The organism is Sphingomonas insulae, from assembly GCF_010450875.1.
Taxonomy (GTDB): Bacteria; Pseudomonadota; Alphaproteobacteria; order Sphingomonadales; family Sphingomonadaceae; genus Sphingomonas; species Sphingomonas insulae.
Window position 1 is genome coordinate 819,773 of sequence record NZ_CP048422.1, and the last position, 15,531, is coordinate 835,303.

9 protein-coding genes and 1 pseudogene are annotated in these 15,531 nt (G+C 69.3%); 5 read left to right on the top strand and 5 right to left on the bottom strand.

Translation table 11 applies throughout. The annotated features are described in order from the left end of the window. Window positions 1-60: 60 nt before the first annotated feature. Entirely contained in the window at window positions 61-1,914 is a 1,854-nt protein-coding gene (locus GTH33_RS05550; protein WP_243848356.1) for an AsmA family protein, read from the bottom strand. Window positions 1,915-2,000: 86 nt separating this feature from the next. After that, on the bottom strand, window positions 2,001-2,162 hold the full coding sequence (locus GTH33_RS05555; RefSeq protein WP_163957487.1) for a DUF1674 domain-containing protein: 162 nt from the start codon (window positions 2,160-2,162) through the stop codon (window positions 2,001-2,003). 59 nt (window positions 2,163-2,221) lie between these two features. Between GTH33_RS05555 and GTH33_RS05560 the strand changes: the two genes are divergently transcribed. From GTH33_RS05560 to purH, 4 genes and pseudogenes are all read left to right on the top strand, one after another. Continuing rightward, a complete protein-coding gene (locus GTH33_RS05560; protein WP_163957489.1) occupies window positions 2,222-3,529 on the top strand; it encodes an RsmB/NOP family class I SAM-dependent RNA methyltransferase in 1,308 nt (435 codons plus the stop codon). Between the two features lie 47 nt (window positions 3,530-3,576). Then, window positions 3,577-4,248 carry a ribulose-phosphate 3-epimerase gene (rpe, locus tag GTH33_RS05565; protein ID WP_163957491.1) on the top strand — a complete coding sequence of 224 codons (672 nt, stop codon included), beginning with the start codon at window positions 3,577-3,579 and terminating at the stop codon, window positions 4,246-4,248. Further along, window positions 4,245-5,977: pseudogene (locus tag GTH33_RS05570) on the top strand (heparinase II/III family protein). The gene rpe and the pseudogene GTH33_RS05570 overlap by 4 nt, the downstream one beginning before the upstream one ends. A gap of 145 nt (window positions 5,978-6,122) precedes the next feature. After that, window positions 6,123-7,676 (top strand): bifunctional phosphoribosylaminoimidazolecarboxamide formyltransferase/IMP cyclohydrolase, encoded by a 1,554-nt coding sequence (purH, locus tag GTH33_RS05575; protein ID WP_163957493.1) that lies wholly within the window; start codon window positions 6,123-6,125, stop codon window positions 7,674-7,676. 242 nt (window positions 7,677-7,918) lie between these two features. Here the strand turns inward: purH and GTH33_RS05580 are convergent, their stop codons facing one another. The 3 genes from GTH33_RS05580 to GTH33_RS05590 form a co-directional block, all read right to left on the bottom strand. Then, window positions 7,919-9,433, bottom strand: a complete 1,515-nt coding sequence (locus tag GTH33_RS05580; protein WP_163957494.1) for a lipopolysaccharide biosynthesis protein — start codon at window positions 9,431-9,433, stop codon at window positions 7,919-7,921. Window positions 9,434-9,554: 121 nt separating this feature from the next. After that, the gene (gene polA / locus GTH33_RS05585; RefSeq protein ID WP_163957497.1) at window positions 9,555-12,311 is read right to left on the bottom strand and encodes a DNA polymerase I; all 2,757 of its coding nucleotides are present in this window, start codon (window positions 12,309-12,311) and stop codon (window positions 9,555-9,557) included. A gap of 150 nt (window positions 12,312-12,461) precedes the next feature. Next, window positions 12,462-13,568: a serine hydrolase gene (locus GTH33_RS05590; protein WP_163957499.1), complete on the bottom strand. Its 1,107-nt coding sequence runs from the start codon at window positions 13,566-13,568 to the stop codon at window positions 12,462-12,464. 176 nt (window positions 13,569-13,744) lie between these two features. Between GTH33_RS05590 and GTH33_RS05595 the strand changes: the two genes are divergently transcribed. Beyond that, window positions 13,745-15,529 carry a thiamine pyrophosphate-requiring protein gene (locus tag GTH33_RS05595; protein ID WP_163957502.1) on the top strand — a complete coding sequence of 595 codons (1,785 nt, stop codon included), beginning with the start codon at window positions 13,745-13,747 and terminating at the stop codon, window positions 15,527-15,529. The last annotated feature ends 2 nt before the right edge of the window (window positions 15,530-15,531 follow it).

Sequence of the window (15,531 nt, forward strand, 5' to 3'; positions counted from 1 at the left end):
GATCCTAGCGACGACACCCGGGCGCGGCGAGCGGAAACATGGGTGCGTTGCCGCATGGCGTCAGCGCAATGCCCGCGCCGCCAGTCCGCCACAATCGGCATCGCTGGCCGTCGGCCCCTGCCGCCCGGTGATCGCCCGGCCGATCGCCTTGAAGATGTTGCCCGCGGACTTCACCTCCGGCGGCACGGTCAGCACCGGGTCGCTCAGCGTGCCGGTCATATACGCCGATCCGGGCAAGCGCAGCAGGCTCTTGCCCTTGGGCGCGCCGGTCAGGCGGAAATCGATGCGTTCTGCCGGAAAGCTCACCGTGCCGGTTCCGTGCAACTGGCTGGCGCTGGTGTCGACGACCAGCGGCGATGCGCTGCCGCGTCCGTTTCTGACTGCCAGCGCCAGAATGACGCAGCGCAATCCCGCCGTGTCGTGACTGTCGGCCAGCAGCGCCCGGCCCGCATCGAAACCCAGCGCCGCGGCATAGCGCGCCGGCAATGCGCCGTCGCGCACGACGAATCCGATCCGCCCCGTCGACCGGCTGACCGCCGCGCGGATCGTCTCGCCGCGACCGGTCAGCCGCGCCCGGGCGGCGATGCGCCCGGTAAAGGCACCGCCCGTTCCCGCCAGCGCGTCGACCCGCGTTCCCGTCAGGTGCAGGTCGAGCGTCAGCGTCGGCTGCGCGGCGCCACCGCGCTGGTCCACCGTCACCGCACCGCGCGCCGTGCCGCCTGCCAGCCGGATGGTGAGCGGTTCGACCCGCAGTCGCTGGTGATCGAGGACGAGCACGCCCTGTACCCCGGTCACCGACGTACCCCCGCCTCGGCTGAATACGCGTGCGACGCGTACCGCGATCCGCCCGTCGGTCGTGTCGATGTTCGACAGGTCGATCCGCGTGTTGGGTACCACCCGCGGCCCGATCGCCCGTTCCAGCGCGGCGCCCTTCGCCAGCCCCTCGTCGGACGACAGATCGTCGAAGTCGAACCGGTCGGACGCGACGGCTCCGTCCAGTTGCGTCCGACCGTCGCGCTTGTCCACGGTCACGTGGCCGGCAATATCCGATCGACCGATCGTTCCTTTCAACCCGGTGACGATCCATCGCGGCGCTGCATGGCGCACGTTGGCGACGATCGCGACCGTCTGGGTGCCGAACAGCCCCGCCTCGATCACCGCGTCGATCAGGCGCAGGTCGGCGGCGCGCGCCACGACCTTCAGTTCCATCGCGTCGGTATCGAGCGGCCTGTCCATCGTGCCGCGCGCGCGCATGTGCAATGCCGTGCCGTCGATCGCCGCGGTGAACGGCCATGGTCCGGGCGTCGGCTGCGCCACCGATGCACCGGTCAGCGCGATCCGCACCGGCGTGCCGCGCACGACACCCGTGCCGCTCGCCCGCAGCCCCTTCGCGTCCGATGCAAAGGCTATGGTCGCCTCTCGCCGCCGCTTGGCATCGCGATACCGGATCATGCTGTCACGGACGCTCAGTCCTTTGAGGTCGTTGGACGACCCTCCACTCTCGGGCTCGCCCGGGCGCGACCAGTTGGTCCGCCCGTCGGCATCGCGCACCAGTGCCAGTTGCAGACCGTCCAGCCGTATGTCGCGCGGCTTGAACGTGCCGGTCAGCAGCGGCCAGACCGGAAAGCTGACCTGCGCCTCGCGCAACCGTAGGAAATCGCCGCTGCCCGCCCATCGCGCCTGCGGGATCGTCACGCCCCTGACGGCGATGGTCGGGGTAAAGCCGAACCCGTCCACCCGCGCCATGCTGGTGATCGCCACCGGGCGGCCGAAGCGCTTGCTCAGACGATCGGCGACGATCCCCTTCAGCAGTCCGAACGGAAAGGCCGCCAGCCCGGCCAGCAGCAGCAACGGCACGACCACCACGAGGGACAGCAGGAGGATGCGCCTGCTGACGCGAGGCCGGGATGTCATGCCCCGCTCGACGCGCATCCGGTCATTTTGGTTCCGGAACGGTCGCAGCCGGTCCGCAACCGCACGGACGCGCGGTTGCAGCGAGGTCAGAAGTCGACCGCAATGCCCTTCAATTCCCAATCGCCATAGCGCGTCGGATCGAGGCCCAGTGGATCGTCCTGCGTGGTCGTCTTCTCATCGGGCGCCGGCACCGGCGGGTTCTGCGACAGATAGGCGGGCGGCTTCACATGTGCGGGACGTTGGCCCATCGCGGTTCTCCGGTCTAAGGAAGGATTTCATATCGATCTCCGCAGCAGGTTAGACAAGTTTGCCCCGATTCAATCGCGACGCCCCCGCCGATTCCGCCGACGCCCTCGGCACCCCCTCGCGCCGCGCCGCGCTGCGCCTGCTCGATGCCGTCCTGCGCCGCGGCGAGCCACTGGAACAGGCGCTCGTCGCCGCCACCCGCCACGTCTACGGGCCCGATCGCGGCCTTGCCCATGCCATCGCGGCCGAGGTGCTGCGCCGCCTGCCCGATCTCGACGCGCTGATCGATTCGGTCACCGAACGTCCGCTGCCCGACGATGCCAAGGCGCGGATGGCGCTGCGCATCGCGCTGGTGCAGGCGCTGGTGCTCGGCACGCCGCACCATGCCGCCATCGCCACCGTGCTGCCGCTGGTCGACGGCGGCCCGCGCAAGCTGGTCCATGGCGTGTTCGGCGCGATCACCCGATCGGGCGTGCTGTTGCCCGAAATCCCGGCGCTGCCGCCGCTGGTCGAGGCGCGGTGGGACGCGGCGTGGGGCGCCGAGATGGCGGAGGGCGCGCAGGCGGCGATCGCCGCGCCGCCGCCGCTCGACCTGACGCTGGCGGATCCGGCCGAGACCGATCACTGGGCCGCCGAACTGGGTGGCATCAGCCTGATGCCCGGCCACGTCCGCGTCGCCGATGCCGGGTCGGTCACCGACCTGCCCGGCTTCGCCGAGGGGCGCTGGTGGGTGCAGGATATCGCCGCGTCGATTCCCGCCCGGCTGCTCGCCGACCGGGCGCCGGCTGGCGGCGGCGCGGCGATCGACCTGTGCGCCGCGCCCGGCGGCAAGACGCTGCAACTCGCCGCCGCTGGCTTCCACGTCGCCGCCGTCGACGTCTCCAACGCCCGCATCAAGCGGCTGCGCGAGAATCTGTTCCGCACCCGGCTGAAGGCAGAGGTGATCGCCGCCGACGTGCTGACATGGGCGCCCGACCAACCCGCCGATGCGCTGCTGATCGATGCGCCGTGCAGCGCCACCGGCATCTTCCGCCGTCATCCCGACGTGCTGCACCGCGTCCATCCGCCGATAATCGAAGAAATGGCTCTGTTGCAGGCGCGCCTGTTCGCCCGCGCCGCCGACTGGGTGAAACCGGGCGGCACGCTCGTCTTTGCGACCTGCAGCCTCGAGACGCAGGAGGGCGAGGTGCAACTCGCCCGCTTCCTGCGCGATCGGCCGGATTATGCGATCGACGCCCCCGATGCGGCGCTGCTGCCGCCCGGCGTGCCGGTCCACGCCGACGGCTATGTCCGCACCCTGCCGGGAATGCTCGTCGACCGGGGCGGCTGCGACGGCTTCTTCATCGTCCGGTTGCGCCGCGACGGCTGACGTCAAGCGCATTGTAATAGGGACATAGGCGGTTACAGAGACCGGTCATGCAGCCGGTCCGTATCGCCCCGTCCATCCTGTCCGCCGATTTCGCCAGATTGGGCGAGGAAGTGCGCGCCATCGACGCCGCGGGGGCGGACTGGATCCACATCGACGTGATGGACGGCCATTTCGTGCCCAACATCACGATCGGCCCGGCGGTGGTGAAGGCGCTGCGCCCGCACACGGCCAAGCCGTTCGACGTCCATCTGATGATCTCGCCCGTCGACGTCTACCTGGATGCCTTTGCGGAGGCGGGGGCGGACTGCATCACGGTGCATCCGGAGGCGGGACCGCACATCCATCGTACCGTCCAGCACATCAAGGGGCTGGGCAAGCGGGCAGGGGTCGTGCTCAATCCCGGCACCCCGGCCAAGATGCTCGACTATCTCATCGACATGGTCGACCTGGTGCTGGTGATGAGCGTCAATCCCGGCTTCGGCGGCCAGAGGTTCATCGACAGCCAGCTCAAGAAGATCGCCGCGATCCGCAAGATGATCGATGCATCGGGCCGCAGCATCGATCTGGAGGTCGACGGCGGCGTCGATGCCGAACACGCCGCGCGCTGCATCGCTGCCGGCGCCGACGCGCTCGTCGCCGGCACCGCTGCGTTCAGGGGCGGTCCGGACGCCTATGCCGCCAACATCGCCGCGCTGCGCGGAACGCGGCCGGCCGAATGAACGACATGTCGCCCGATACGCAGCACGACGGCATCGAGGAGGGCAAGCGCCTGATGCGGGTCGGGGGCGACAAGGGGCTCAGCCTCGCCGAACGCCTGTCCGAGAGCTTTCATAAGCTGACGTGGCGCACCCCGATCCATACCATGCGCCTCAAGGGCCGCTATCCGCTCAAGCTGATCGCGGTACCCGACGATCCCGTCATCGGCGACGTCGCGCGTGGCCGGGCGCTGTTGAAGGGCGAGCTGGCCTTTCAGGGCGAAACCCACCCGGTCGACACGCTGGCGTTCAAGCGCGGCGAATGGGGGCGGCCGTTCGCCGCTTACGTGCACAGCTTCGCATGGCTGCGCGACCTGTCGACCGTGGCGACCCGCGTGCAGGGCGCGCCGATCGCCGAACAGCTGATGGCGCGCTGGCTCGACGATTATGCCGAACGGGTCGATCCCTTCGCGTGGCGGCCCGATCTGTGGGGCGGCGGTTGCTCTACTGGACCGCGCATGCGCCGCTGATCCTGTCGTCGACCGACCTCGTCTATCGCTCCAGCGTGCTCAACACGCTGGCCCGCGGCGCCCGCCACCTCGACCGCGGTGCCGACAAGGCGGCACCAGGGGCGCAGCGGATCGCCGCCTGGTGCGGCGTCGTCGCCGCCGGCCTGCTGATCCCGGGCGGCGACCCGCGCAAGAGCTTCGGCGAGGCGGGCCTCGCCCGCGCCCTCGCGTCCGGGCTCAGCGAGGACGGCGGATCGGTGTCGCGCAGCCCGGCGATGCTGCTCGACACGATCATGCTGCTGGCGATGCTGCGCGAAACCTATGCCGCGCGTCGCGAGGAACTGCCCGCGCCGGCGCAGAATGCGCTTGCCCGCGCCGTGCCGGCGCTGCTCGGCACGATGCATGGCGATCGCATGCTGTCGAGCTGGCAGGGCGGCGGTCCCACCACGGCCGATGCCATCGCCGCGGTGATCGAGGCGAGCGGCATCCGCACCCGCCCGCTCCGCCAGGCGCGCGACTGGGGCTACCAGCGGCTCGCCGCCGGCGCCGCGGTGCTGATCGTCGATGCCGCGCCGCCGCCGATCGCCAAGCTGGTCGAGGGTGGATGCGCCTCGACGCTCGCGTTCGAATTCTCGGACGGGGAAGCGCGGCTGATCGTCAACTGCGGTGGTGCGCGCGCCGCCGTCGCACAGCTGCCCGCCGCCTTCGCCGAAGGGCTGCGTACCACCGCGGCGCATTCGACGCTGACCGTCGGCGATTCGAACAGCACCGCGATCCATGCCGACGGCACGCTGGGCCGCGGCGTTGCCGAGGTCGAGCTGTCGCGACAGGAATCGGATGTCGCCAGCCGGATCGAGGCAAGCCACGACGGCTATGTCCGCCGTTGGGGTTTCGTCCATCGCCGCCAGCTGATGTTGACCGGCGACGGCAAGGAATTGCGCGGCGAGGATGCGCTGCTGCCCCAGGGCCGCCGTCGCAAGGCGGGCGTCGTGCCGTTCGCGGTGCGCTTCCACCTGGGCGAGGGCGTGCAGGCATCGCCGACCGCGGACGGGCTGGCGGCCCTGCTCCGCCTGCCCGGCGGCGCGCTCTGGCAGTTCCGCTGCCGCGGCGGCGCACTGACGATCGAGGATTCGCTATGGATCGACGGCGAGGGGCGACCGGTCGCGACGCAGCAACTCGTCGTCGGCGGTGAAGCCCCGGCGGGCGGCGCCAACGTCAGCTGGGCGTTGAAGCGGGCGATCTGATCCGTCGCCGGTCCCTCGCCCCGATCGGCGCGGGACCGGCGACGGGCGCGGAATGACGACGGAAGTGGGGCAGGGCGCGCGCAAGACCTGTTCGCCCACGCCATCCCCGGCTAGGGGACGCGCGCGAAAGCCGTAAGGAATCCCCATGTCGACGATCACCATCCGCCGCGCCCTGCTGTCCGTGTCCGACAAGACCGGCGTGGTCGACCTCGCCCGCGCGCTCGCCGCCAAGGGCGTCGAACTCGTGTCGACCGGCGGCACCGCCAGGGCGCTGCGCGACGCCGGTCTCGACGTGCGCGACGTGTCCGATCTCACCGGCTTTCCCGAGATGATGGACGGCCGGGTCAAGACGCTGCACCCGATGGTCCACGGCGGCCTGCTCGCGGTGCGCGACGATCCCGCGCACGCCGCCGCAATGGCGGACCATGCCATCGGCGCGATCGATCTGGTGGTCGTGAACCTCTATCCTTTCGAAGCCACCGTCGCCAGGGGTGCGGGGCGCGACGAGGTGGTCGAGAATATCGATATCGGTGGCCCCAGCATGGTGCGTTCGGCGGCGAAGAACCACGCCTATGTCGCGATCGTCACCGATCCGGCGGATTATGCGACGGTGGCGGGCGGCACGACGACGTTCGCGGATCGGCGGCGACTGGCGGCGAAGGCCTATCGCCTCACCGGCCGTTACGATTCGCTGATCGCCGACTGGTTTGCGACCGATATCGGAACGCCGACCGTCGACGACGTGCGCGCGCTCGATCTGCGCTACGGCGAAAATCCGCACCAGACCGCCCAGGTCCGGCATCATGCGGGCGACCCTGCCGCCGGCCTGCCGCAGGCCCGGCAGGTGCAGGGCAAGGCACTGTCCTACAACAACTACAACGATGCCGATGCGGCACTGGAACTGGTCGCGGAATTCCGCGATGCCGATCCGACCGTCGTGATCGTCAAGCACGCGAACCCGTGCGGCGTCGCGACCGCCGCCACGCTGGCCGCGGCCTATGAGGCCGCGTTCGCCTGCGATACCGTGTCGGCGTTCGGCGGCATCATCGCGGTCAACCGCCCCCTCGACGCGGCGACGGCAAAGGCGATCACCGGTATCTTTACCGAGGTGGTCGTCGCGCCCGACGCCGACGAGGAAGCGCTCGCGCTGTTCGCCACGAAGAAGAACCTGCGCCTGCTGTTGACCGGCACGCTGCCCGATCCGCAACGCAAAGGCACCATCACGAAACAGATCGTCGGCGGCACGCTCGTGCAGTCGCGCGATAACGGCCGGCTGACCGATGACATGCTGAAAGTCGTCACCAGGCGCCAGCCGACGCCGCAGGAGCTCGCCGACTGCCGTTTCGCCTGGACGATCGCCAAGCACGTCAAGTCGAACGCCATCGTCTATGCGAAGGACGGTGCAACCGCCGGCGTCGGCGCCGGCCAGATGAACCGCCTCGAATCCGCGCGCATCGCCGCATGGAAGGCGAGGGACGCCGCCGACAAGGCGGGCTGGACGGCGCCGCGCACGATCGGTTCGGCGGTCGCGTCGGATGCCTTCTTTCCCTTCGCTGACGGTCTGCTGGCGGCGGTCGAGGCGGGCGCGACCGCGGTCATTCAGCCGGGCGGCTCGATCCGCGACGAAGAGGTGATCGCCGCCGCCGACGCGGCCGGTCTGGCGATGGTCTTCACCGGCATGCGCCACTTCCGCCACTAATCGCCGCGCGCTTTGGCGGGCACATCCGGTTCATCGCCAGCGCCTGACGGGGCGGGCGATGTGCCCCTGCCGGGATGCGCAGATCGCGGCACGCCGGATCTTTCCGCTGTCCTATTTGGATCGTCCGTGAAAGACCCCGGGCACGGCCGATTCGGTTGCGCTCTTTCTCATCCCGATCACCTGATGGCGCGGGGTCGCACAAGTGAGACTTTCGTGACTTTCGGCACCGCGCGGCCGGACGATCAGCGGACCGGCGACCCGACGTTGGGCAACGTCGCTTCCTCGGCATTCGGCATCTTGCCGAACAGCGCGCGGTCGGCCGGGCCGAACGCCCATTTCCACAGCACGAACAGATAGGTCGCGGCGATCGCCGGCTCGCCGACCAGCAGCTCGATCCATTCCAGCCGGTGCGGCAGCGCGGTGAACAGGCCGCCCACCATAATCGCGGCGCTGACCGCCCACAGCAGCGGCCATCGCCACGGCGACACCGGCGCGGCTAGGATCCGGCCGAGCAGCATCGCCTTGATGACCGACGTCAGCCCCACGCTCGCCATCAGCGCCACCGCGGGGCCCGCCGCCTGCCACGTCGTCGGCCAGCCCGCCGCGCGCATCGCACCGATCAGGGCGAAGCTCAGCGCGATCTGCACCGCCAGCATGACGATGGAGATCATCAGGTTGCGATGGCGCGCGGTATAGACCAGCGCCGATTCGCATACCGCGCCGGTGGACGCGAGTACCTCGGCCGTCAGCAGGAACCCCAGCGCGGCGCTGCCCGCCACGAATTGCGGCCCGACGACGCCCATCACCGCTTCTGCCGGAATCGACCCCATCAGCGCCAGCCCAGCCTGCGCCGCCATGATCCAGAATGCGACCTGGCGCACTTGGTTGGCGATCGCGGCGCGGTCGTTGACCGCCAGGCTCTTGGTGATGACCGGTCCCAGGATCGGGTCGAAACTGGTCTTCAGCTTCTGCGGGAGGCTGGCGACTTGTTGCGCCATGTAGTAGATCCCGACGACCTTGGGCTCGAACATTACGCCGAGGATAAAACGGTCGACATTGCGGCTGCCCCATTCCAGCGCGTCGGCTCCGGCAAGCGGCGCGTTGGCCCGCGCCAGTGCGAACAACGGCCCGATCCGCGGTGACCAGCCGTGTGGCACGCCATAGCTGCGCAGGAACGGCACCATGCTGGCGATCAGCGCCGCGATCATCGATGCGACGTAGGACAGCACCAAGCCGTCCTTGATCGTGACGAACGAGAAGATCCATGCGGCGATCGAGATCGTCCACGGCTCCACCACCGCCCGCGCCGTCACCGCCGCCTTCACGTCGTGGCGATAGGCGAGCGCGGCAAGGCTGACGTCCGACCACGCCACCGCGACGATGATGCAGGGCAGGAACCGGTCGAGCCCGGTCACCTGCGTATTGGCGTACATGACCTCGGGAAAGGCGATCAGCACTCCGCTCGCCGCGATCGACAGGATGAAGGCGAGGGCGAGCGCGTCCCAGACGACGCTCGCATGCGGCTGATCCGAGGATGACAGCGCCTGCGCAAGCCCGCGCTTCAGCCCCAGCGTCGCGACCAGCGCGGCGAGTTCGACCACCACCACCGCCAGCGCGAACCGCCCGACGAGGTCCGGGCCGTAGAGCCGCCCGGCGATGAACAGGAACGGGATGCGCGCGGCGAGGCGCAGCACGAAGCCGGCGATATTGGTCCGCCCGCCCTTGGCGAGCGCGTCGATGTCCCTGGTCTCGGTCACGGGCGGATGGGCACGCTGCCCTCACCCTTCCGCGGCTGCGCCGCTCCCTCCCTCTCCCATTGGGAGAGAGAGAAGACGCCGAAGGCGGCACAGGGTGAGGGCAGGGGCGAAACGCCGACGATCAATGCGCCGCTCCCCAGCTCGCGCCCGTCCCGATCTCGATCCCCAGCGGCACCGACAGCGTCACCGCCGGCGCAGCGGCCTCTGCCATCACCCGCTCGATTACCGGCCTTGCCGCGTCGACGTCGCCCTCGGGCAGCTCGAACACCAGTTCGTCGTGCACCTGCAACAGCATCTGCACGTTGGGCAGCCCCGCGGCGAGCAGCGCCGGCTCCATCCGCACCATCGCGCGCTTGATGATGTCGGCGCACGTCCCCTGGATCGGCGCGTTGATCGCCGCGCGCTCGGCGCCCTGGCGTTCATGCTGCACCTTCGACCGGATCCGCGGGAAATGCGTCTTGCGACCGAACAGGGTGGTGGTGAAGCCGCGGGTGCGGACGCTCTCGGTGGTTTCGGCGATATAGGTGTTGATGCCCGGGAAGCGTTCGAAATAGCGATCGATCATCGCCTGCGCCTCGTCGGCCGTCACGTCCAGCCGGCCGGCGAGGCCCCAGCGGCTGATGCCGTAGAGGATCGCGAAGTTGATCGTCTTCGCCCGCCCGCGGGTGTCGCGGTTGACCTCGCCGAACAGCTCCATCGCGGTCAGGCTGTGGATGTCGTCGCCATTGGCGAAGGCCTCGCGCAATGCCGGCACATCGGCCATGTGCGCCGCCAGCCGTAGCTCGATCTGCGAATAGTCGGCGGCGAGGATGACGTTGCCCGGCTCCGCGACGAAGGCGTCGCGGATCTGCCGTCCCACCTCTGTGCGGATCGGGATGTTCTGCAGATTGGGCTCGGTCGACGACAGCCGCCCAGTCTGCGCGCCGGTCAGCGAATAGCTGGTGTGGACGCGCCCGGTGCGCGGGTTGATCTCCTGCTGCAGGGCGTCGGTGTAGGTGTTCTTGAGCTTGGTCAGCTGACGCCAGTCGAGCACCCGCGCCGCGATCTCGGCACCGGGCGAATCCCTGTCGGCGGCGATCCGCTCCAGTTCGTTGACGTCCGTCGAATAGACGCCGGACTTGCCCTTGCGACCGCCCTTGATGCCCATCTTCTCGAACAACACGTCGCCCAGCTGCTTGGGGCTGCCGATCGTGAAGGGTGCACCGGCAAGACCGTGGATCACCGTCTCCAGCCCCGCGATCTGCTCGCTGAACCCGGCGGACAGGCTCGACAGGCGTTCGCGATCGACCTTGATCCCGCGCATCTCCATCCGCGCGATCACCGGCACCAGCGGCCGGTCGACCATCTCGTACACCCGGGTCGAGCCTTCGGCGGGCAGCCGCGCCTTGAAACGCTTCCACAGGCGATAGGTGACGTCGGCATCCTCGGCGGCATAGCGGGTCGCCGCCTTCAGGTCGATTTCATGGAAGCCGCGCTGCGACTTGCCGGTGCCGACGACGTCCTTGAACGCGATGCAGCTGTGCGACAGGTGCGTCGCGGCCAGCTCGTCCATGCCATGGCCGTGCAGCCCGGCGTCCAGGTCGAAGCTCATGACGATCGTGTCGTCGTGCGGCGCGATCGTGATGCCATGCAGGCCGAGCACGATCATGTCGAACTTCAGATTGTGCCCTATCTTGAGCACCGCCGGGTCCTCGCACAGCGCCTTCAGCCGGGCGAGCGCCGCAGCGCGCTCGATCTGCACCGGATTTTCCGCGAGCAGGTCGGTACCGCCATGTCCCAGCGGGATGTAGCACGCCTTGTTGGCGCCGAGTGCCAGGCTGACGCCGACCAGGTCGCAGCGCGTCGCATCGGTGCCCGTCGTCTCGGTATCGATCGCGATCCAGCCCTGCGCCTGTGCACCGGCCACCCAGCGGTCCAGCGCCGCCACGTCGACGACCGTTTCATAGGCATCGTGTTCGCAGGGCGGATCGGCCTCGAACGGTACCTCCGCCGCGGCATCCTCGACCGGCGCATCCGCCACCTGCCCGAGCCGCCCGAGCAGCGTCTTGAAACCGTGATGCTCCAGGAACGCGCGCAGCGGCGCATCGGGGATGCCCTGCAACGCCAGCTCTTCCAGCGGATGCTCCAGCGGCACGTCGCAGGCGAGCTCGACCAGCTTGCGGCTCATCCGCGCCGCATCGGCATGCTCGATCAGATTGTCGCGCAGCTTGCCCTTCTTCATGTCGGGCGCCGCGGCGAGCACGCCTTCGACGCTGCCATGCTCGAGGATCAGCTTGGCGGCGGTCTTCGGGCCTACGCCCGGCACGCCCGGCACGTTGTCGACCGCATCGCCCATCAGCGCCAGCACGTCGCCCAGCTGGTCCGGCCCGACACCGAACTTCTCGACCACCGCCTCGGCGCCCAGCCGGCGGTTGTTCATCGTGTCGTACATGTCGAGGCCCGGTTCGATCAGCTGCATCAGGTCCTTGTCGGAACTGACGATCGTCACCTGCCACCCCTGCGCCAGCGCCGCCTTGGCATAGCTCGCGATCAGGTCGTCCGCTTCCCAGCCCTGTTCCTCGATGCAGGGCAGCGAGAAGGCGCGCGTCGCATCGCGGATCATCGGGAATTGCGGGACGAGATCCTCGGGCGGCGGCGGCCGGTGCGCCTTGTATTCGGCGTACATCTCGTTGCGGAAGGTGGTCGACGATTTGTCGAGGATCACCGCCATGTGGGTGGGCCCCTCCGCCTTGTGCACCTCGTCCGCCAGCTTCCACAGCATCGCCGTATAGCCATAGACGGCGCCTACCGGCTCGCCATGCTTGTTGGTGAGCGGCGGCAGTCGGTGATAGGCGCGGAAGATATAGCCCGAGCCGTCGACGAGATAGAGATGGGGCATCGCCGATGCGTTTAGCGGATTGGCCGGGCTGGACCAACCAATCCTTCGGTGCGGAACCGCGGTGCGTCCGGGTGTGGTTTTGCGGTCACAATGGCTGTTGGCCGGGGATGCCGATCGGGCCGCTGTGTGCCGGCCGGACGACGGCGGCGCCTAGCGGCTGGTCCCCGCATAATCCGCCACCGCGGCGGCGACCGACTGGATCAGCTGCTGGCGTTCGCGGATCGGGCGGCGGCTGTCGCCGATCATCACCGCGATCGCATAGCGGCGACCGTCCGGCGCGGTCAGCAGGCCGACGTCGTTGAACCCGGCGTTGCGCGTGCCGAGATCCTGGCCGGTCCCCGTCTTGTGCGCGATCTTCCACCCGGCGGGCAGCGCGGCGCGCAGGCGGGCGCGGCCGGTGACCGATGCGCCCATCGTATCGAGCAGGATGCGGGTCGAGGTTTCGGTGAACAGCTCGCCGCGCGCCAGCCGGGCGATGGCATCGGCGATGGCAAGCGGGGCCGCGCCATCGGGCGGATCGTTGACATAGGCGTCGAGCGCGGCGGCGCGCACCTCCGGTGACAGGCGCGACCGGGCGAGTTCGAAGCCGTTGCCGGCGCTGAGCGACTGGTTCCACGTCAGCCCGGCGGTCTTCGACTGGAGCAGGCGTTCGCCCGGGCCGAAGCGGATGTCGCCCAGCTGCTTGCGCTCGATCATCGCGCGCACCGCCATCGGTCCGCCGACATAGGTCAGCAGCCGGTCGTTGGCGGTGTTGTCGCTATGGGTCAGCGCGCGGGTGAGCAATTCGCCCACCGTCGTCTGATAGCCCGCGCCCTTCACCAGCATCGCGATCGGCTGGTGGAACAGCGTCAGGTCCTCGGGCCGCACCAGTACCGGATCGTCCAGCCTGGCCTTGCCCTGGTCGCGCAGGTCCATCAGCGTCATCGCGACCCACAATTTGCTGACCGACTGCTGCGGCATGCGCGTGCGTGCGCCGGGCGACGCGATCGTCCATCCCTCGTCCACCGCGCGGATCGCGATGCCGAACTTGCCGTCGAACGTGCGGGCCAGCGTGTCGATCGCCGTCGTCAGCTGAGCGGGAGCGACGCGATGCGCGGGCGGTGCCGCGGCCGGCACGGGGATCGAGACCTCGACCGGGGCGGCCACCGCCGGCGCCTGTCCGCCCGCATTGGGACGCGATGTCGATCCGCAGCCGAACAGCGTCGCAGAGGTGCCGACAATCAGGATCAATCGGGCCGAACGGCCGAACGCTGTCATACTGTGGTTGAGGTCCCGCTACGCAACGCGCCGATCCTTATCCACGGAACGGCGCGCGGGAACCGACACGTCGGCACGCTGCGATGAACCGTAGCATCGGCAAGCCGAGTTGCGCGACGCAACATTGCCGCGCCGCACCCGTTGACGCCGCCTGCACGGCAACAGGACGAAACGACATGGCGGCGATGACCAGCGACTTCTTCGTGGAGCGGCTGAAGGCATGGGGCGTGACCCGGATCTACGGCTATTCCGGCGATGGCATCAATGGCGTGCTCGGTGCGCTGCAACGGGCCGAAAAGGCCGGGGACGGGATCGAATTCATCCAGGTCCGCCATGAAGAGATGGCCGCGTTCATGGCGACCGCGCACGCCAAGTTCACCGGCGAGATCGGCGTCTGCCTGGCGACGGGTGGCCCCGGCGCCACCCACCTGCTGACCGGGCTGTACGATGCCAAGCTGGATCACGTGCCCGTCCTCGCCATTGCCGGCCAGGCGGAAACGACGGTGCGGGGCGGCAGCTACCAGCAGGAACTGAACCTCGACCGGATCTTCGCCGATGTCGCCGACTACGTGCAGGAAGCGACCGCACCCGCGCAGGTCCGCCACGTCACCGACCGGTCGATCCGCATCGCGGTCGCCGGCAACGGCGTCGGCATGATCGTGCTGCCCAAGGACGTGCAGGACCAGCCCTATGAGGACCCCAAGGTCCAGCACGGCTTCACGCGCTCGGGTGTCGGTTACAGCCGCCCGCGCGTCGTGCCGCAGCCGCGCGAGCTCGCCCGCGCCGCCGAGGTGCTGAACGCGGGCAGCAAGGTCGCGATCCTGATCGGTGCCGGCGCGCGGGACGGCGCGGACGAGGTGGTGCGGATCGCCGACCTGCTCGGCGCGGGCATCGCCAAGGCGCTGCTCGGCAAGGACGTGCTGCCCGACGACCTGCCCTTCGTCACCGGCGCCATCGGGCTGCTGGGTACCAAGCCGTCGTGGGACCTGATGCAGGGCGCCGACACGCTGCTGATGATCGGCACCGGCTTTCCCTGGGCGGAATTCCTGCCCGCGGACGGCAAGGTCCGCGCGGTGCAGATTGACGTCGATGCCGGCATGCTCGGCCTGCGCTATCCGACCGAGGTCAATTTGCACGGCGGCGCGAAGGAGACGCTGGAGGCGCTGATTCCGCTGATCCAGCCCAAGGCCGACCGTAGCTGGCGGGACGAGATCGAAGCGGGCGTCGCGGATTGGTGGCAGACGCTGGAGGCGCGTGCGATGGCGGAGGCGAAACCCGTCAATCCGCAGCGGGTGGTGTGGGAAATGTCGCCGCGGCTGCCGGCGGACGCGATCGTCACGTCGGACAGCGGATCGTGCTGCAACTGGTATGCGCGCGATTTCAGGGTGAAGAAGGGGCAACGATCGTCGCTGTCGGGCGGCCTTGCGTCGATGGGCGCGGCGGTACCCTATGCCATTGCCGCCAAGTTCGCCTATCCGGACCGCCCCGTCGTGGCCCTGGTCGGCGACGGGGCGATGCAGATGAACAACCTTGCCGAGATGATCACGGTGCAGAAATACTGGCAGCGCTGGGCCGACCCGCGCTTCGTCGTCTGCGTGTTCAACAACGAGGACCTGAACGAGGTGACGTGGGAACAGCGGGTGATGGAGGGCAATCCGCGGTTTCCGACGACGCAGGACCTGCCCGACGTACCCTATGCCCGGTTTGCCGAGATGATCGGGCTGAAGGGGATATTCGTCGACCGGCCGCAGGATCTGGGGGCGGCGTGGGACGCGGCCCTGGCGGCCGACCGACCCGTGATCCTGGAGGTAAAGACCGACCCCGGCGTCGCACCGCTGCCGCCGCACCTGACGCTGACGGAGGCCAAGGCGTTCATGACGTCGATGGCGAAGGGCGACCGCGGCGCCGGCCGTGTGCTGGCGGACACCGCCCGCCAGCTGTTCAAGGAGGTGACCGGGTAAAG

Coding starts and splice junctions, on each gene's coding strand:
- GTH33_RS05555 (WP_163957487.1), bottom strand. CDS start 2,162: ATGGGCCAACGTCCCGCACATGTGAAGCCGCCCGCCTATCTGTCGCAG.
- polA (WP_163957497.1), bottom strand. CDS start 12,311: ATGCCCCATCTCTATCTCGTCGACGGCTCGGGCTATATCTTCCGCGCC.
- purH (WP_163957493.1), top strand. CDS start 6,123: ATGTCGACGATCACCATCCGCCGCGCCCTGCTGTCCGTGTCCGACAAG.
- GTH33_RS05550 (WP_243848356.1), bottom strand. CDS start 1,914: ATGACATCCCGGCCTCGCGTCAGCAGGCGCATCCTCCTGCTGTCCCTC.
- GTH33_RS05595 (WP_163957502.1), top strand. CDS start 13,745: ATGGCGGCGATGACCAGCGACTTCTTCGTGGAGCGGCTGAAGGCATGG.
- GTH33_RS05590 (WP_163957499.1), bottom strand. CDS start 13,568: ATGACAGCGTTCGGCCGTTCGGCCCGATTGATCCTGATTGTCGGCACC.
- rpe (WP_163957491.1), top strand. CDS start 3,577: ATGCAGCCGGTCCGTATCGCCCCGTCCATCCTGTCCGCCGATTTCGCC.